Source organism: Candidatus Nitrosocosmicus oleophilus (assembly GCF_000802205.1).
Classification (GTDB): domain Archaea; phylum Thermoproteota; class Nitrososphaeria; order Nitrososphaerales; family Nitrososphaeraceae; genus Nitrosocosmicus; species Nitrosocosmicus oleophilus.
The window spans coordinates 2,666,706-2,685,557 of the sequence record NZ_CP012850.1; the positions used below are offsets into that span (position 1 = coordinate 2,666,706).

At 33.6% G+C, this 18,852-nt stretch carries 16 protein-coding genes and 1 tRNA gene; 7 read left to right on the plus strand and 10 right to left on the minus strand.

Annotation, left to right across the window (positions count from 1 at the left end; translation table 11 throughout):
- The first annotated feature begins 399 nt into the window (after positions 1-399).
- Entirely contained in the window at positions 400-807 is a 408-nt protein-coding gene (locus NMY3_RS12805) for a universal stress protein (RefSeq protein ID WP_257719984.1), read from the plus strand.
- A 441-nt stretch (positions 808-1,248) separates the two neighbouring features.
- Here the strand turns inward: NMY3_RS12805 and NMY3_RS12810 are convergent, their stop codons facing one another.
- Entirely contained in the window at positions 1,249-1,818 is a 570-nt protein-coding gene (locus NMY3_RS12810) for a hypothetical protein (protein WP_196816237.1), read from the minus strand.
- Positions 1,819-2,028: 210 nt separating this feature from the next.
- On the opposite strand from NMY3_RS12810, the gene NMY3_RS12815 reads away from it, so the two are divergent.
- The gene (locus NMY3_RS12815; protein ID WP_196816238.1) at positions 2,029-2,427 is read left to right on the plus strand and encodes a hypothetical protein; all 399 of its coding nucleotides are present in this window, start codon (positions 2,029-2,031) and stop codon (positions 2,425-2,427) included.
- 280 nt (positions 2,428-2,707) lie between these two features.
- Here the strand turns inward: NMY3_RS12815 and NMY3_RS12820 are convergent, their stop codons facing one another.
- The gene (locus tag NMY3_RS12820; RefSeq protein ID WP_196816239.1) at positions 2,708-3,283 is read right to left on the minus strand and encodes a hypothetical protein; all 576 of its coding nucleotides are present in this window, start codon (positions 3,281-3,283) and stop codon (positions 2,708-2,710) included.
- Between the two features lie 890 nt (positions 3,284-4,173).
- Here NMY3_RS12820 and NMY3_RS12825 point away from each other — a divergent pair.
- Both NMY3_RS12825 and NMY3_RS12830 read left to right on the plus strand, forming a co-directional pair.
- A tRNA-Glu gene (locus NMY3_RS12825) sits at positions 4,174-4,269 on the plus strand.
- A gap of 92 nt (positions 4,270-4,361) precedes the next feature.
- Complete coding sequence (locus NMY3_RS12830; protein WP_196816240.1) at positions 4,362-4,595, plus strand: hypothetical protein; 234 nt, start codon at positions 4,362-4,364, stop codon at positions 4,593-4,595.
- Between the two features lie 41 nt (positions 4,596-4,636).
- Here the strand turns inward: NMY3_RS12830 and NMY3_RS12835 are convergent, their stop codons facing one another.
- The 5 genes from NMY3_RS12835 to NMY3_RS12855 all read right to left on the minus strand — a co-directional run bounded on the left by NMY3_RS12835 (position 4,637) and on the right by NMY3_RS12855 (position 10,552).
- A complete protein-coding gene (locus NMY3_RS12835; RefSeq protein ID WP_196816241.1) occupies positions 4,637-5,488 on the minus strand; it encodes a DUF72 domain-containing protein in 852 nt (283 codons plus the stop codon).
- 1,202 nt (positions 5,489-6,690) lie between these two features.
- Positions 6,691-6,972: a hypothetical protein gene (locus NMY3_RS12840; protein WP_196816242.1), complete on the minus strand. Its 282-nt coding sequence runs from the start codon at positions 6,970-6,972 to the stop codon at positions 6,691-6,693.
- 655 nt (positions 6,973-7,627) lie between these two features.
- Positions 7,628-7,903: a hypothetical protein gene (locus tag NMY3_RS12845; RefSeq protein ID WP_231100063.1), complete on the minus strand. Its 276-nt coding sequence runs from the start codon at positions 7,901-7,903 to the stop codon at positions 7,628-7,630.
- Positions 7,904-8,846: 943 nt separating this feature from the next.
- On the minus strand, positions 8,847-9,392 hold the full coding sequence (locus NMY3_RS12850; protein WP_231100064.1) for a nitroreductase family protein: 546 nt from the start codon (positions 9,390-9,392) through the stop codon (positions 8,847-8,849).
- A 500-nt stretch (positions 9,393-9,892) separates the two neighbouring features.
- Complete coding sequence (locus NMY3_RS12855; protein WP_196816244.1) at positions 9,893-10,552, minus strand: GNAT family N-acetyltransferase; 660 nt, start codon at positions 10,550-10,552, stop codon at positions 9,893-9,895.
- Positions 10,553-11,524: 972 nt separating this feature from the next.
- On the opposite strand from NMY3_RS12855, the gene NMY3_RS12860 reads away from it, so the two are divergent.
- Complete coding sequence (locus tag NMY3_RS12860) at positions 11,525-12,403, plus strand: polyprenyl synthetase family protein (protein ID WP_196816245.1); 879 nt, start codon at positions 11,525-11,527, stop codon at positions 12,401-12,403.
- Between the two features lie 313 nt (positions 12,404-12,716).
- On the opposite strand, the gene NMY3_RS12865 is transcribed toward NMY3_RS12860, so the two are convergent.
- Positions 12,717-13,484 (minus strand): tRNA (adenine-N1)-methyltransferase, encoded by a 768-nt coding sequence (locus NMY3_RS12865; protein ID WP_196816246.1) that lies wholly within the window; start codon positions 13,482-13,484, stop codon positions 12,717-12,719.
- Positions 13,485-13,659: 175 nt separating this feature from the next.
- On the opposite strand from NMY3_RS12865, the gene NMY3_RS12870 reads away from it, so the two are divergent.
- Complete coding sequence (locus NMY3_RS12870) at positions 13,660-14,265, plus strand: FxLYD domain-containing protein (RefSeq protein ID WP_196816247.1); 606 nt, start codon at positions 13,660-13,662, stop codon at positions 14,263-14,265.
- A 56-nt stretch (positions 14,266-14,321) separates the two neighbouring features.
- Here the strand turns inward: NMY3_RS12870 and NMY3_RS12875 are convergent, their stop codons facing one another.
- On the minus strand, positions 14,322-14,645 hold the full coding sequence (locus tag NMY3_RS12875; RefSeq protein WP_196816248.1) for a hypothetical protein: 324 nt from the start codon (positions 14,643-14,645) through the stop codon (positions 14,322-14,324).
- 148 nt (positions 14,646-14,793) lie between these two features.
- On the opposite strand from NMY3_RS12875, the gene NMY3_RS12880 reads away from it, so the two are divergent.
- Positions 14,794-15,555 carry a metallophosphoesterase gene (locus tag NMY3_RS12880; RefSeq protein WP_196816249.1) on the plus strand — a complete coding sequence of 254 codons (762 nt, stop codon included), beginning with the start codon at positions 14,794-14,796 and terminating at the stop codon, positions 15,553-15,555.
- Between the two features lie 26 nt (positions 15,556-15,581).
- Here NMY3_RS12880 and carB read toward each other — a convergent pair whose 3' ends face one another.
- Entirely contained in the window at positions 15,582-18,764 is a 3,183-nt protein-coding gene (gene carB / locus NMY3_RS12885) for a carbamoyl-phosphate synthase (glutamine-hydrolyzing) large subunit (RefSeq protein WP_231100065.1), read from the minus strand.
- Positions 18,765-18,852: the final 88 nt, after the last annotated feature.

The window sequence follows — 18,852 nt, forward strand, 5'->3', positions numbered from 1 at the left end:
TAACATCTCTCTAAGTCGCTCTATAACGAAATCTTCTATAATCTATTTCAAGGATATCATAGGTATTCTTAATTCATATATTAATTAACAGAGATTAATAGTGGTAATATTTAATCTATTTGTTCTCTTTTAAGATATTACTAACTAATCCGACTAATTCATGCATTCGAAAACAAAATCTAAAAAAAAGATAAATCTATGGATTTTGGCTCGATTGCAATGAGTTTGATTTCGCACCAATTAATAAAAAGAACAAGATTTAAACATTAGCAATTTAATCTATTTCAATGAAAATTTTAACACTTGTTGATGGATCCGAGCATTCTCTAAAAGCTTTGGAATTTTTGTATATCTCTTCTAGGACAGAACAGTGCAAATTCAATTCAATATAAGGATAGAGTGCAGTCTAATCATCGACTGATAATTTTGAATATATTACAACCTCTTAAATTATCAGAAGAAGTAGTGCAACATTTCAACTCCATTGATTCGGAAAGGAAAAATGTTTTACGTAAATACTTGAAAGATATAAATTCAGCCATGAAAGATAGCTGGATTAAGAAGCTTTCAGATCTTAAATTAAAATATGAAAAAACCGGAATTCAGGTAATTACGAAAATAATCGAAGGCACTCATTCAAGTCGCGTCATTGCGTATAATATTGTCAAATTCGCTGAAGATCAGAAGGTGGACATGATTACAATTGGATGTGTTGGAATAGGCGGTTTCCATGAGAAAAAATCACTAGGAAGCGTAACAAGGAATGTTTCAGAGATATCTACTCGACCTGTATTAATAGTTCCTTGATTATTCACAAATCTATAATCTAACAAGAGATGTTAATATGATTAGTAGTATTTACTAAAGTTCAAGGACAAAGTAAACTAAAGATCAAAAGAAATCTTTAAATCATTTTCGAGGTTTTTTGAGATTTTCAGAGTAGAATTTCTAATTCTTTAATATCCGCTAAATCGGTTAATTTTGATTAAATCATGATACATTATGTTTGATCCACTTAATATTTAATTTTTATAGAATTGGAATGAATATTTTACTGCTACCTTGTCAAACATCCACAAATGGTAGATACAATAATAATTAAATATTCCTTTGTCCATGACCTATCATTTACCGGACATAGATGAAATTAATACATTTAGGAGAAGACTGGTGTTGGATGAGTTGGTGAAACTGCGACTTTTAGAACGATTTTCGGATTACTAATAACGTACCATTAGTAAATAGCCATTAAAATCTAAATCTCGAAATTTGAACTATCACAAGATGATTTGTAAAATCCACTTTAACTTCAGTTTGTTTTAAAGTTTCAAGTATACTCTTTATCTTGACGGAAATATATTTACTAAACTGGAGACCTAGATCTAGCTGAATCTTGATAGTCACATGCTCTTTATTTTCTTTATCAATTCGGTAATTGAAGCCTGATATTCTAAGCCATGTTAACAAATAGTGTATATAAAAGGAAACAGACGGATCTCCGTCGAACATTGCGATAGTTTCCATAAAGTAATGTTGAGCATAGGTATTTGCAATCTCCCTTACTGTTTCATCAGGAAGTTGTTCCACAATATCTCTATAAAGAAACCTGTTGATGTAAATTAACCCTGCAATCTTGGAAGGTTTATGCCATTTGATATATGACTTCACTATCTGATTCAATAGTGTATTGACACTTTCCATGTTTTGTTCCGATTCATCACGTAATTCGTTAAGTATCGCCTTGTCAAATCGTAAGGTAATACTTTCGCTCACCTTCTTGTGATGGGTATTTTGATCATTTGTGATGATCTTAGTCATTTTCAGCATTCAAAATATGATTATACCAGTATAATAATGTTGTACAATGTATTACTTTGTACCTATTTATTGCAATTGATTCCTACTCTTTATGTATAATGGAAATCTTAACCCAAAATATGAAATTGGTGATTGTCAAACAAAAATCGATACAATTATGTATGACTCGACGTCTTAAAAGAAGAAAAAGGGAGAGGTAATTATTTAAACTTGCTCGGGTCTGAAATTAAAATCCAGATAGAAGCCAAGATCTGCGGTTGTTATACTAAACATAAAAATATTTCTTATCATTTTGCAGAATCGGATAATACCACGTATTTTGAAAAAACGGAGATAATACTCGCACAAATTCAGGCATGTGAAATACTATTAAAGGATACAAAGGACGATACAGTAGCATCAGTAATCCAAAGTGAAATTGTAGATCTCACCCTTGTTTTGGCAGGAACCATGAATAACAAGAACAGTAAACTTGCATACTGTACTTCATACAGGTGCAAAAATAAGGCAATTATTATATGCTCTGTCTGTTTTGATTTCTACTCATGCGGATACAAACACGCCTACCTGCACAATCATCCCATGGATGAATTCAAAGTTTTGGCATGATCATACTATTTGTGATTATCCTAAATTGAACTATAATCATAATAGCAAAATAGGTAAAAGGATAAAATAATGTGTAATTCGTTTATCAAAGCTGTATTTGTAGTTTGATACAGTATCTAGTAAACACGTGTAGGAATGGGAATTTTCTTATCAAGTTAGGAGGAAAATGGGAATGACCATCTTTGTATAAGCATGAACTCCGCAATAGGGATTAGGGAACCCACTAGGCCATATCTTTTACTCGCTTCGAAGGGGATTGCAAGACAATTATTTTTTCCTTCTAATTATTTATTCGATGGATTAAAGAAGAATTCATTATGGCATTCTCGACTAATGCGGCGGCTTGTTGAATAGTAATATTATTAGCTTGTGACCAGTATTGAGCAATTATCTTTAATCCTGTGTTTGCGCGATACCTTTCGGCTATCTCATGCAGGGATTTAACAGGATTGTACGACAACATTGATGAACTGAAAGCCTTAGTTAATGCAATGGCCTTATCATTTTTGTTCATATAATTCAGTGACTCTTCGAGTTCAAGGTATGGTTTTATCATTTGTCCAATAATTTTCATAATTTTAGAATCAATCTTATTAAATTCTTCAAGTATAATATTATCCAAATAGTCTTCATAATCAAGAGATTCACGAATTGGTTGGAAATTTTTGAATTTGGGAAATTTATTCTGGCGAGAATGTTTTGCTGCTTTTGAACTATTAGGCAAGCCACTCAAATTCGTCGAGTCGAATACAATTTTGCCTAAATCACTATGGACTGTTGTATTGTGTCGAAAAGCATTCCACTTTCTCCTAAATTTACGCTTACACATAGCACAGGTGTATGATTTAGATCCCATGATCAATATCCCCATATCAATTATTTTTGAGTTACTCAGAGTAACCCATGACGATTGTATGAATGATAAAAAGCAAGTCTTAATTAACAATCGGATGTTTGTAGGGCTTTGACCAGTAGAGTTCCATCAAATCAAGAATTATGTGGAGAGCTAAATTACCGAATTGGCCTTTTTTCCTTGGCTTCTAATAATCAGAAAGGTCGCATGTGATTATAGATATAATAGAAGCGAGTATTGTATTGCAAGTCTAATAGCAATTGTAGCTCGGTCGGTACACTTTTCGAATCTTAAAATAACTAAGATACTATTTTTGATTCAAACATTTATTTTTTTTAGGTGCAAACCAACATCAATGATGAAATTATGACGCAATACATAATTTATACAATAATGACTGTACTAATTATCTTGCAGCCCTCATGGCAAAAAATCTATAAATTAAAATACAAATATTCACATTTAACACATTGAATTTTTTTGGGCTTGTTATAGCCGAAAGGTTGTAGTATATTACATTTAGCTAACTCACAATCTTGACACAACACGCGACATCCGAACTTATCCTTGATCCGGTTATTTTTTTTCAAAGTGGTTATAGTAAGATATCTTTTATCATCATTCAAGGCTTCTTCCAAAAACCTTATACTATTTTCATCATATTTTGACACGACGATATCAGAATCTATCTGTGGAGGCTCTAGTCTCTTGCTCAATATTTAGATATGAGAGTACATATACTTAGATTTTCCTTATTAGTACAAAATCTGGCATTGTTATTGATTAATTACTATGATATCAATCCTTCACAAAAATATGGGAGGAAACAAAATCAAACGTCGAATCTACAAATAAAAAGGATTTTATAATATCTATAAATTACTCAAATTGAAGCTCCGGTGGTGTAGTAGCAATAAAAGCTGCACAATCCGGTCAAGCATTGCGGCCTTTCGAGTCGCAGATCCCGGGTTCAAATCCCGGCCGGAGCATCGGTGATTTTGAATTATAAGAAAAATACAGGTAATTCGGGTAACTTTAGTGAAAAATAGAAAAATCAGAAAGAATTTATGTAAATTTTAATGTGGATATACTGGAGAATGTTGACAAAGGGCCAGATGACAGTAATCAAAATTACTTACCAAATTCAGTAAGATTGTCATCATTGTCCTCAGTCACTACAGATAAAGTACAATTATGGGATGACTTTACGGGAAACCTAATCAATGAAGGCCAAAGAAAACATAGCGTTAGAAATAGGGTGGGAAAAGCTAAAAAATTCTGTCACATCCTGAAACAAAACTTGCACAGGACCTAATAAAACTTACTCATGGATCTAGAGTGCATACGATGAAGGCGCTACTTAGTGAAATCGGACAAATTGGATTGAAATCCATCATCGGTTTGACTAGAGTTGTTTTCATAATTTTCCAGTTCGGTTTTCCAATCTACTTCGGACATGTTCATTAGTTTCAAGAAATCATTAACTGATTGAGGACCAAAGCCAGCAAAATGGTTGTTAAATGATATTAATACATCATAGATGTTTGAATTTTTGTCTTGTGTGTCTCTTACCTGCTTGACATATTCAAGCATCTCTTTTCTTCTATCCTTTACAACCTTTCCAAAGTCTGTTTCTGAAATGCTTCTATCACCTATGAATCTGACATAAACTTGATCCGAAGTTACAATTGAAGGAGATTGTAGTTTATCCCTTACACTCCAAACTAAGGATATGTTATTTTCCCTTAAAAAAGAGTATACATTATCATTAAACCATGAGGAATGTCGCACTTCCAATGAATATTTATACCTCTTATCGAGGTGACGAATCATTTCTTGTAAAGGATTAAACCCTTTCTTCTCTGAAAGAAAAGGCGGAAGTTGTATTAGCAAAGTTAAAGTCTTATCAATCAAAGGTTCTAACGAATAAAATAATATTGAGAGAGGTTTAGCAACTTCTTCTAATTTCTTTTCATGGGTGACTACTTTGGGAAATTTAAATGAAAATTTGAAATCATCAGGGGTTTTGTCCTTCCATCCTCTAACCGTAGATCTTGAAGGTATGTGATAATATGTAGAATCAACTTCAACAAATTTAAAAAATTTTGAGTAATAGGATAAATAGTCTTTATTTCCCATTTTCTTTGGATAAAAATTACCTTTCCAGCCTTCGTAACTCCAACCAGAGCAGCCTATATTCAAAGTCAAGTTTCATGTAAATAGATCAAGAAGGTAGAAAAACTTTCAACCACAATCAACTAATATTAACAACATTATTAATTTTCTCAATAATCGAACTGATTTGGATTTCTTCTATGTATAACAATGAATTTAAAGAAAATAGTATACTAGGTGCATGTTACAATTCAAGTTCTTTGTCCTGTTATTGCCGGGTCATAAATTATGTATAATCAGTAAAACAGTAACAAGGAAATACATGCTGACCGTAATGTTAATTTTAGTCAATAGTATCGAGTGTCCATGCTTGGACCATTATCAACATATCGGTATCAATGACATAAGACCAATCCCCTATTTGATCAAAGTAAATATATAAGTTATGTTCTGGGCCTTGAGTAAATTAGTCAATTATTTTGTTTTTCTTAGAAATTCAACTCAAATGGTGGATTTGACAAGCATGCATATTTGAATTAATAAAACCAGTCAAATATGTGATAATATTAACATACTTAGCATAAGAACTAGAATTGACTTTAAGATAATAGAAAGTAAGCCTAACAAGGACTTTATCATTTTACAAAAAATCGATAATTAATAGAATAGAATTGGTTTAGGTTAATTTGAATATTCGCCAAAGGAGCACTCAAGCCCGCCTCATAGTACCTCGGGACTTTGGTTGTTCAAACCCACATCTAGCACGGTTATTACAGAGATGAAAGTGCAAGATCTGGTACAAAATGAAATTATCCCTGTTATTGGTTCTAATAGTTATAACAGATTTGTTGGATCACTCATTTCATCATTATTTCCTAACTAATCGAACCTTACCAAAAACAATATGGAAGATGGTAATTCGAGTCGCAGATCCCGGGTTCAAATCCCCACTAGAGCATTAGTGATTTTTAAGATAGTCAAATATTAATTCATGTATTCTCAAAGATAAATTTGCAAATTTGATTACCGATATGAAAAATTCCTATTCAGCAATTTATACGATAAGAATTATGCAAAGGCACTAAACCAGAACAGGAATCAAATATTCTCGCTTATTCTAATACAATTTCAGAATGCAAATGCATTACATAATTAGTAAAAAAATTCAAATCTCTAGAAATAGAATATGATTATTACTTGATTGCGACATCACCAAAATTACACTAGTTGTAATCTAGGGATCCCCTTCTATATTTGCCTTAAATTGGCGGCTTCGAAAAAGCGATATGGATTAATTAAATCATTTCTTTCTCTAATCTCGTCTGTCTAGCTAAGGAAACCTTAAATTCGATTAGTTCTGGAGTTGTAAACATAGATAGCAAAACATGATTGTCCAATGGTTCCTTGTTGACCTGAATCTCTTTAGCAATCCTATTGTTTCTGCCAGAACCCACCCTTTTTATGATGGATAATTGAATCCCCAAGTGTGCAAAGTTGAAATTTCCGAAGGGTAGTTTTGAAGTAAGGTATTTACAGTCTTCTGCAAGTCTGATCCTCGATTCCCATTCAGATATCATATCAAAAGTTATTAAGTGTCTAAATATAATTTGGTTTGAAATATCTCTTCCATAATAATCTTAAATAGAATTTGTAAGTGACAAAGAGAATGTGGATAATTTCTAAATTGTAGCCCCAATGCCTCTTTACCGACCTTTGAAAAGGCAGAAAAATTGTATAGTCATGATTTAAAATGTTTCAAATATATTTTTTGATGCGTTTGGTTTACAGGTAACGGCGATTTTTCAAGGATGTATTTAATAAGAATGAGATCATGAGTGCATCTATACTCCACGATAAGCATTCTGATTAAAAGAAATTTGTTAACAGAGCATCTGATGAATATAATATCAAGGGCCAACATTGTAAAGATCTATACAAAGTTGTTCATTTATACCGCAACATCTAGACGGCGATAATCGTATGATCAATTTTAACACGGGGTTTTTTGCTTTTCACAAGATAGTCTAAACCGATCAACAAAACTGTTTAACCACTAGTCTCTCTGGATACAAATTTGACAAGTCTACTATCTCGGGTATTATCTCCTCCCAATCATGATAACTTTAGAAATCTATGGTGATTCAAGCTACCGAGTAGTAACTCATGTGATGAATGTTCTTAGACAAATATTTAATTACATATTTGTCCCTTGGTAAGTAGGTATGAATACTATTATTCATATATATTAAGACCAGTGTTCTCACTGGAAGACAGGTCACCAGAATTACAAGAATTTATGATAGTAGCATTTGGTGGTACATAACAATATGAACCCTGCATAGAGCTTTGTGAACTAGTTATCGATCGATCTTCACCGGTATCACTGCCACTAACATCGAATTCCACGTAGGCATAGGTTAAATTAGCCGGGATAATTGAAAATGAAATCACCAGAAATGTAGCCAAAAATAATAAGCAAATCGGGTTCTTAGATTGAATAATACTCATTAAATATATTATTTCTATGTGCTATATCGCGATTATGTTACATTAAACTGAATTTGTTTTACAATAATTTGTTACTGAGTTAGGGCTGATAATCTCCGTATGTATCTATCTAGAAATCCGGGCTCTACAGCACTATCACATACCAAGCAGATGTCACTATGTCTTGTCGTCATGTCCCTTCTGTCGCAATTATGAAAAAATAATGAATCCTCATACGTTGGTAATATTATTTCATTAACTCCTCAGGCATAAAAAATTCAATCATCTGGGAATAAGAATAGCAAACAATCTTTGAGATATTGTCTCATTTTCTCTCGTTTTTAAAGTAGTCCTACACTCAGCAAAATTTAAGATTTAGTATGGTTACAGTAAAATTTATTGCTTCATTCAACTTATTGTCCATAATTTTCTTTCCTCTGGACAAAAGTGAAAATGAAAATGAAATAATATTGTATTTATTCAGAAGCTGTTCCATTATCTGCCGTGGTGGAGTTAATATATGAGTAACTACTCAAAACTGTAAAAGAACTCGACTGATATATAGGAGCACTATAAATAGGCTGACCGTAGGTATCAGTTTGTATAGAATAGTTATCTAGTGATGTCAATAACAATAGTATAAGTATCAAGGTAGGAATCATAGTCAAAGAACAAAAGGTCTTTAATTTCATATTATGGATGACACTTGATCCTTTAAAAATTTATTGTGGGGAATTAGACCCTCGAGTCAAACTCAAAAAGGGCTATTAAACCATTAAAGATCAATAGGCAGAATATCGACAGGCAACATAACAATCATAATCTTCAGAAATTATTAAAATCGAGGCCGTCCTAGCCATATTTCTTCCTTTTTGTTACTTCTAAATTAATACCAATATCAAAAGCCAGTAAATGCTTTTCAATCATTTTCGTTTTCATAATAAATTAGTTAATAGTTTAGGGATTAGGATTTTCCATATTCTTCGAACGAAACCAGTTCGTGCATTGTCAACCTATTCTTCTTCTTTGTCTTTCCATCAATTTTCTTTCTTGGATATCCAAATCCCACTACGATCACTGGTTTATAATCAATTGGAATAGAGAAATCTTTCCTAACACGATCCTCTTCTATTCCCGTAAATAGAGCAGAACCGACACCATAGTTCCATGCAGCAAGCTGCATATTCTGTACCACTTTGCCAGCATCTATTAGGTGAAAACGAAAATACGGATTAGTCAAAACAATTATTGCGAAATTAGCCCCAGAAATCCATTTTCCGCTAGTGCTATCATTGGATAATTTCATCAGATTATCTTTATTCTGTATTACTATGAATCTCCAAGGTTGAGTATTTAAAGAACTACCAGTCAGCCTCGCTGCTTCCAAAATTTTTAACCTTATCTCTGAAGATACGCTATTTTGATCACTAAATTCTCTAACCTCGAGTTTGGTTACTATACAGTCATAAGCATCCATGTTATACCATTTATGACTGATTATATTAATCATTTCAGATAATTCTATAAATCAAAATTTATGAAATATTTACATTCTATTAATGTGAGGATGAATCAAAGTTTTTCAAAAAATATTAATGAAAATTAAATAATTTTGGCCACATTTTATTTGAACTTAGGATCAAGTTCTAATTGTCTAGGAAATTGAAAATTAGCTTTCTTGAATATGACTGCTTTTATCGACTTTAAGCAGATTTTCGCTATTTATCAGCAAACAATCATGTTTTCCTTAGAGAACACGAAAACTAAATCTGGTTATGACATTTACATACGACTAAAAATATTAGATACACTTCCTAGCAGGTCAAAATATTCATTAATTTTGTCCTTTTCATCAGAGGACTATTCCTTTAGAATATTAGTTGAGGAATGAAATAAACCAATCACAAAAATCAACTTGAAATATTCTCCCTGGCTTCACTGGGGGCAAGGAAAAAAAGAAGCCCAAAGTGTATTCACATAATATCAAATGATCAAACAATTGATTTGGTTTTATGGGTCCTGTTTATAATGAGGATTTACCCATTCAATAAAGCTGGCATAGTTTAAGGAGCGGGCATCCTCAAGATAATCGGGAAGAATCTTGATAAAATCAAATCCATTAATAAGATCGAAACTTAACACGAGGTCGTGCAATTTACAGTCTAGCACATTATGAGCATATTCTAATGGTGATAATTTCTCAGAGTGTTCACAGTAGTTATATAGTCTGCCACCTCCGATCATTCTTTTCAAATTCAGGCCCATTGCAATATCCTTTCTCCCTTGATACAACTTGTGACCTATTCCTCTATGTCTAACTCGAGGATGTGTGGATATATCTGCTCCATAAAGAGTATCACCAGCCGGAAAATGGGTTGTAAGCATTCCATTCCCCGTAATACTCTCCCAAGTATGGTCTGCATAAGTAGGATTTAACTGAACAATTAGACTTGTAGCTGATCCTACAATCTTTTTATCAAGCTCAGCAACAAGTTGACCCCCTGGGAATATTTCAAGGTGGCTCTTTAGTTCGTGAGGATGCCAAATATTACCAATTTTTGCTAAATCAGCAAAAGATTCTTCCTGCAACTTTACAATTTCTGGAATATCAGCTACAGTAGTTGGCCTAATAAGCACTGAATCCGAATCAATTACATAAAATGAACTCATTAATTCACTAAGGATTACCCTAATGATTTAAATTTTTTTTCTATGTTTAAATTGGATATAAGATAATTGCAGAACCATCTGCAAATTCTGCACCTATCTACAAGAAACAAACTATTAGATTGTTACACTCAGAGAGCAGGTATGTTAAAAATATTGAGATAAAGTGCATAGGTATCAAATTTCGGCGTTACTACAAAAGTAAATTCAATTTCAAACTCTTACGCCAAGTGAAGAGTCGATGAAAATAAAACCTTCCTATCATATTGGGATTACTACTATGCTAATTCAATACAGCGTTAATCATAGCAGTGGCTTAACAAACAACATAAAAACACAATGTCATGTTTCCCATTCTTCCATCTTCTAATCTGATAACTTCAAATATGCTGGAACAATTTTAGGAGTGACAAGAAAATTAGATCGTTTGTGTTAATCAATCTCTAAGAGGATCTATTAGTAGCATTGGAAAATACTTGTCGCAGATAGTATGACGATGTATTATTATTTATTTGGGCTTTTTTAAGAAATGAAACCACTCATATAAGAAATTAAGTCCTCAAAAGCAGAATGTAATATATACTACTATCGAAATTATTCGTCTTCTATGACATCTAGCCCTTTGTATTGATTGTGTAATAATATCGACTATCGGATTGTAACATTGGCTTAAAAAATAAAAGACATTTCATTAAAAGATTCAAGCTGCTAATTATTATTAACCAAAGTAAACAGCTTTTCTCCTAGATGTTGTATCCTTTAATTTGAAAAGAAGTATTTGATATCACATAGACGTTAAGTGTTAAAAAAACACAGTAGTATATGTTTTTTGAACTATTTATCTAAAGCGAATATTTCAAAATTAATGAAAGAAGCACTACAAATTCTTTTAAGATCCTACGAATAACGTAATTATATTGAAAACAAGCATTAATAAGTTCAGAGCAAATTACTTATGTAGGCTAGGAATTATTATTGAATGAAAGAGACTTTCAGTTAAATCCATTTGTTGAAAGGTTTAATGAATATATTAATAAGATTAATGAGTCCTTATCAAGAGAGATAGAGTCATATTCTTGGTCAGAATTTTATCTTCCGCTTAAGTATGCTTGTCATGGTGGTAAACGAATAAGACCACTGATCTTGACTCTAGCAGCCGAAACTATTAACAATGACAATATAAGCTCCCTAAACTCAAAGTCGAGGGAAAACATTTTTGCCGTTTCTTCGGCAATTGAATTACTTCATACAGAATCAGTTATACATGATGACATAATTGATTCAGATAACATTCGGAGAGGCTTACCTTCGTTCCATGTAAAATATGGATATAACGCAAGTATTCTCACAGCAGATTTCATTTTGGGCATCATATTAAATATTAGTGCTAAAACCAATAATAATCGCGTTACCCATGAGTTATCTACAGCATCAATTAAAATGAGCGAAGGTGAGATGCTTGAGTTACGACTCGTAAAGAACCATAAAATATCTCAAGAGGAATACATCACCGTTATCGAAAATAAAACTGCATCATTGTTTGAGGCTTCTGCTAAAATCGGTGCAATTTTGGCAAATGGGAACGAAGATCAAATCAATGCTCTTGCTAATTTCGGACGCCTTCTGGGTATTGCTTACCAGATCCATGATGATTTGGTTGATTATAACAATGAAGAAAGATTGTTTAATATACTTGTCAAACAAAATGACGAGGATAACATATTTATCGAAATAATGGAGAATACATATCTCAATTACTCCCGCCTCGCCAAAAAAGAACTCGATGGTATAGAATGTAATCATCACTCTAAAAAGATACTTCAGGATCTGACAAATCTTAGTTCATTCTCTTAGGAAGCCTGCTACAGCTTATGACTCTAATATTAGTAACCCGTTATCGAAAACTATTCAAATAACTGGCAATATAAAGAGTTAAATGATTACAGTAAACATTAGACATACAATTTGTTACTAATTAATAAAGACGTTAGAAACCAAACCTAACATAATTCTCTTGAACTCCAGGAGACATTCTCAATGCCGTGCAGTAAATATCTAAAAATTCTTTGACCTCGTTCTAAAGTAGAATGTCTTTAGAATTATACGAGATTAACTAGATTTTGATGTCGACTAGAAAATAGAAATTCACCCCTCTAAAAAAGGTCACCTATTTCAAAACTTTTCTTGCAAAACCTAGGTACGTCGTATGCCCGATCATTCTCATTGATGGACGCGTTTTCCCTTCTCTGGCCTCTATTTTACGGATGAATGTTTCTACACAATCGGAATCGATAAAACCACCATGAAAGAAATGAGTTGCCAAGTTTTCCAATTGATTCATTGTAGGACATATACAAACTACCGAAGCTCCGCTCTTCATAGACGGATAAATAATGTCCAAATAATTCCAGGGATCACCAAGGTCGATAACGACCAAATCAACATCTCGGATTTGACCAATTTTCTCAGGGTCATATATCCCCTGAGTTACGTATGGATCCATGCTAGATTTTTCTAGATTCTTCTTTGCTATGGACATAAAATCCTCATTAACATCAAACGTATAAACGTGACCCTCCGGCATGACAATACTTGCAAGAAAGGTAGAAAGGGCAGCACTTCCCGTGCCTATTTCTAAGACTTTAGAACCATTTCTCAGTCCCGTTCTTGCCGCAATATATCCATAGTCCTTTGGGTATACTATTTGGGTGGTTCTCTGAGATTTCATTACGAAATCATATGTGTTTGGAGGCAAAAGGAAAATTTTTTTATCTTTATTCGTCAGAATATGTGAACCATATTCTAAACCAATCGTTGAACCCGCATCGATAATCCCCAGATGAGTATGCAATTTCTTTTCATTTTCAATCCGTATGAGCCATTTCTTATCACTGTTAAAAAAAAATAAGACTAAAGAGCCTTCTGATATTATCAAGGATTTCTTTTATTTATTTAGGGCTAAATATATATTATTTTAAGATTCCACCAAAGGTTAATCTAATCATTTCTTGCAAATAAAACTAATGAAACGTGAGTTTGTATTTCGCATCTCAAGTAATTTCTTAGGAACCAAATCTTGCCTTTTCCTTTCTGTTTTGGTGATATGTAATATGTCGTTTGCTCTAGCAACTAATGAATCATTGTTTGCCTTAGAAGCAGTACAAACCCAATTGACTGAAGATCAAAACAAATTCCATCACATAATTGGCATAGCTCAAAATAATATGAATATGACGTTGGATAACATTTTTGTGCATGTGATTATCTCGGATAACAATGATACCATATTAGGTAATTATAGCAATCAAGTTGCGGTGCATCCGTTAGGTCCATCGGAAGAAACTCCGTTTGATGTTCTCATATATGATAAGAATCACAACAATCAGGTAAAAAATTATACAGTTGACTTTACTTACAATGGGACAAAAATCACCAAAAAAGCTCTTGAAATACACTCTACGAGTTCCAAATTAGATGCAACTGGATTTTACTATATAAGTGGCAGAATTACCAACAATATGAATAATATTTCCACAAGTACAACCGTAATTGCAGCCTTGTATGATAAAAATAATGATCTAATTGGTATATGGAAAGCCCAGTCAGAACCATACAATATACCCCCATTGTCGACAGCTTCCTTTACAATTCCAGTAACAGATCGCTCACAGGGATTCAATATCTACAATTACACATTGTATTCAAATAATTCGTGAATTTGTTTTTTGAAACGAAACGCGACAACGTAATACGGGAATAGTAAAAAAACAGTTTATTCTGCTCGAGGATTCTTTAATGAGAGCACATATTTCTCTATCTCATTAAATCTTAGAATCGCATTTTCACTTTGCATCACCGGAGCAAATGTCTCGTCATTTTTGATTTTTTGCAAAACTTGAATAACCTCATCTATTGTGACTCCATGTTTAAGATCATAATCTACCTGCTTACAGCAATTTGCTATAGTTCCATACCTTTTGTGCTGGCGTTTTTCCCATATACTAGCAGTCTCTGACAATCCTGTAATAAATTTTTTAATAGTTTTTTCAACATGTTCCAAATGCCATTGCTTCATGGGAAAACTATTTTGGGTCAAAAAAATATCATTATATAGTACATCATACATACATATAAGTGAAACTTGCATTTTTCAGGTTTTGGATATTAACCAATTAAGACCCATGATTGAAGATATAAATTTTAATAAAAGCAGGTGTTTTCCACTTTATCCCCACCCCATCTTAATGATAGAGACCTCAGGTTACAAGAATTTTCTAGTAATTTCAGATATTCATATTGGTCTGGAAGACAAAATAAGAAGAAATGGTATACTAATTGATCCAAGACAAAATATAGATGAATCCATAAAGCTATTGACCAACATTCATTGGGAAACTGGTGTCAATGAATTAATCATCCTTGGCGATTTAAAATCATCCATAAGAATCATAACTAGAACCGAATGGGATAACGTTCCTTATTTTTTGGAATCATTAAACAAATTATTCAATGTCTATCTCATTCCAGGCAACCATGATGGCAACATTAAGCAATTATTACCAGAAAATGTCAATCTAATGCGTTCAAAGGGTATTGAATTTGACAACATTCTTTTAACACATGGTCACACTCTCCCTCGAATTGGAATGAATGTAGAAAAGATTATCGTAGGGCATTTGCATCCGATAATTCAAAAAGAAGGAAGTATATTGCAGGGTAACAAAATTTGGGTAAAAATCAATTTAACCAAAAAAGATTTGTTGGAAAAAAACCAGAAACAAAATACTAGAAAGCTAGAAATCATTATCATGCCACATTTCAACAACATTCTAGACTACTATGGTAAGAGAAATAGGAACACATCTGGGACAAGCGGAAAATCTAAATTACCTTTGCTTGATAACATGATAAATAGGTTAAACTGGTCTGTAGAAAAAGCTTTTTTATTTACCATGGATGGATCGATCATTGGTTCGGAAGTGGATTTAGCAGAGCTACTTTACTAGCAATATTAATTAGAAAACACACCTTATTAGTAACTATCCATTGGTCTTACTGTCGGCTCATTGTGCTTAGTCCACTCCAGAGTTTTCACGAATGAAACTGTACTTTCCACAGTGGTGAGAACCGGTACTCCCATTTCTACTGCTTTGCGTCGTATTTGATATTCATCATAAAGCATTCCAACATATTTTTCAATTGTGGATGTAGAAGGTATATTTACAATAAAATTTATTTTCCTTTCTGTAAGTAGCGATAGTATGTTAGGATTTCTTTCGGGCTCGCTAATTTTATAGACTAATTCCACATTTTCGAGTCCAGATTTCTTAAAGTATTCTGCAGTATGTTCAGTTGCCAATATTTTGAAACCTAGTGCAGATATTAGGGAAACGATTGGAAGTAGTTTTTCCTTATTTCTGGTTCCTCCTATTGTAATTAATGCCGCTCCTGCAGTGGGTAACGAGTATCCTGCAGCCAAATATGATTTGGATAGTGCATCATAGAAAGAATTCCCAAAACAAGCAACTTCACCCGTTGACTGCATCTCAACTCCCAATACAATATCAGCTCCCTCCAATTGCATAAAAGAAAATTGCGGTACCTTGATTCCAAAGCCAGATTTCTTGAGCCAATGCTCATTATCGATTGTTTGAAAATCAAAACCGAGAATGGATCTTGCAGCCAATTCAATTAGATTCAAGTCATAGAACTTTGATACAAAAGGCATTGAACGAGATGCCCTGACATTAGCTTCAATCACATAAACTTCATTATCCTTTACCAGATACTGGATGTTTAGTGGACCTTTTACGTTCAATGCTTTACCTATCTTAACTGTGTTTTCAATTATGGTTTCCATAGTTTCCCGATTGAGTCGCCACGGTGGAATGCACATCATAGCATCTCCGGAGTGGATTCCTGCGTTATCAATGTGCTCAATAATGGAACCAATTACAATTTCATTTGTGCCCCCAATTGCATCAACTTCGACTTCAGATGCTTCTTCCAAAAATTTACTTATTACTATTGGATAATCAGGACTTACACTAGAAGCTTCCAAAATGAACTGCTCGAGTTGAGTTTCACTCCAAATAACCTTCATGGCCGCACCACTTAAAACATATGATGGTCTTACTAAAACAGGATAGCCTTCTATATTCGCAAACCTTTTAGATTCTGCCAAATTGGTAAACATTTTCCAAGGTGGCTGTTTTATTCCTAACACATCCAGTAAATGACTAAATTTAGAACGATCCTCTGCATTATCTACGTCTTTGCTGGACGTCCCTAGGATTTGGACATCATGTTTGCTCAGTTTAGAAACTAAATTGTTTGCACTTTGTCCGCCAACGCAAGCTACTAAACCTTTAGGATTCTCTTTTTCATAAATATCCAAAACCCTTTCCAAAGTCAACTCTTCAAAGTATAATCTATCTGGAACGTCATAATCTGTGGAAACCGTTTCCGGATTGCAATTTATGATAGATATATTATTTACCCCATTCTTTCTTAGGCCAAATACCATGTTAACAGTTGCCCAGTCAAATTCAACGCTACTTCCAATCCTGTATGGGCCAGCTCCAAGGACAATTATGGATCTGTCTTTTTTAACATCACCAAATGACAAGTCATCTGACTTGCCGTTGTATGTAACGTATAAATAATTTGTTTTTGCGGGCCATTCAGCGGCCAATGTATCAATTTGCTTTACCACCGGAGTTATCCCGAATTTTTTTCTAACCTCCCTAACTTGATCTTCTTGTAGATTCATACATCGGCCAACTTGTTTATCAGAAAATCCAAGTTTTTTAGATTCTTCAATTAGATGCAAGTCAAATTTTGAATTTTTCAATTCATTCTCTTTGTCAATAACATTCTTAATTTTAATCAGAAACCAAGGATCAATAGATGAGAGTTTGTTTATTCTATCAATACTGAATCCAACCTTTATTGCTTTTACAACGTTGAAAATTATTTCATCGTCTGGATGAATTAATGAGTATTCTATTTTTTCTATAATGGAAGTATCATGATTAGCTTTCGAGTTTTCAATTTGTCGATTTATGGAATTATATTCATTTTCATCCCCCTCATTTGCCACTAACCCGTCCTTGCCGATTTCGCACATCCTAATGGCTTTCTGTATAACTTCTTCGAAATTTTTCCCAATAGCCATTACTTCACCAACAGACTTCATAGCACTTCCCAATTTTCTTTTTACTAACTCAAATTTCCTGAAATCCCAGCGGGGCATTTTAACTACCATATAGTCCAACGCAGGTTCGAAACATGCTGAAGTCACTTTTGTGATCGTGTTTACAAGCTCAGGTAACGTATATCCTAAACCTATTTTTGCTGCCATATATGCCAAGGGATAACCTGTGGCTTTGCTAGCTAGGGCCGAGGATCGTGATAGTCGTGCGTTAATTTCAATAGCGCAATATTCATCAGATAATGGATTCAATCCAAATTGGATATTACATTCGCCATTGATTTTACAATACGTTGTAGCTCTTAGTGCGGCATCTCGCAGCATATGATATTCGTGATTATTCAGTGTTTGTGATGGGGCAACAACAATATTATCCCCAGTGTGAACTTTCATCCCCAAGACATTTTCCATATTGCATATAATCACGTTGTTTCCGACAGAATCCCTCATTACTTCATATTCGATCTGCTTCCATTCACCAACATATCTTTCAATCAGAACCTGATGAACCATACTCAATGACAAACCTCGTTGAACTATTTCCTGCAAATCATATTCATTGTATGCTACACCACCTCCGCGTCCACCTAGAGTATATGCAACCCTTATTATCACAGGGAAACCAATTTCCTTTGAGACTCTCAGGGCTTCCTCATATGAATAGGCAGTAGCACTTTCTAGAACGGGAACGTTGCTTTTCACCATTGCATCTTTAAATTCCTGTCTATCTTCTGTTAACTTTATACCCTCAACAGACGTATTTAGAACGCTTATACCATATTTCTTAAGAACTTCATTTTCATATAGGTCTACTCCGCAGTTTAATGCAGTTTGTCCACCATAACTTAGCATAATAGAATCAGGTCTTTCTATTTCAATAACCCGCTCAACATAGTTCCTATTTATTGGCAACAAATAGACTTTGTCTGCAAATTTACTATCTGTTTGAATGGTTGCAATGTTTGGATTAATAAGGACACTAGATGTGCCTTCTTCTTTCAAGGCCTTTAAGCATTGAGAACCAGAGTAGTCGAAATGGCGGCCAGATATTTGATCTAGCTTTCGCCTGCTTCTCCGATTTTTATTGCTC

Bases quoted from the DNA above. Each gene is read 5' to 3' on its own strand.
- NMY3_RS12810 (WP_196816237.1), bottom strand. From the start codon at position 1,818: ATGACTAAGATCATCACAAATGATCAAAATACCCATCACAAGAAGGTG.
- NMY3_RS12820 (WP_196816239.1), bottom strand. From the start codon at position 3,283: ATGGGATCTAAATCATACACCTGTGCTATGTGTAAGCGTAAATTTAGG.
- NMY3_RS12840 (WP_196816242.1), bottom strand. From the start codon at position 6,972: ATGATATCTGAATGGGAATCGAGGATCAGACTTGCAGAAGACTGTAAA.
- NMY3_RS12855 (WP_196816244.1), bottom strand. From the start codon at position 10,552: ATGAGTTCATTTTATGTAATTGATTCGGATTCAGTGCTTATTAGGCCA.
- NMY3_RS12850 (WP_231100064.1), bottom strand. From the start codon at position 9,392: ATGATTAATATAATCAGTCATAAATGGTATAACATGGATGCTTATGAC.
- NMY3_RS12845 (WP_231100063.1), bottom strand. From the start codon at position 7,903: ATGAGTATTATTCAATCTAAGAACCCGATTTGCTTATTATTTTTGGCT.
- NMY3_RS12880 (WP_196816249.1), top strand. From the start codon at position 14,794: ATGATAGAGACCTCAGGTTACAAGAATTTTCTAGTAATTTCAGATATT.
- NMY3_RS12870 (WP_196816247.1), top strand. From the start codon at position 13,660: ATGTCGTTTGCTCTAGCAACTAATGAATCATTGTTTGCCTTAGAAGCA.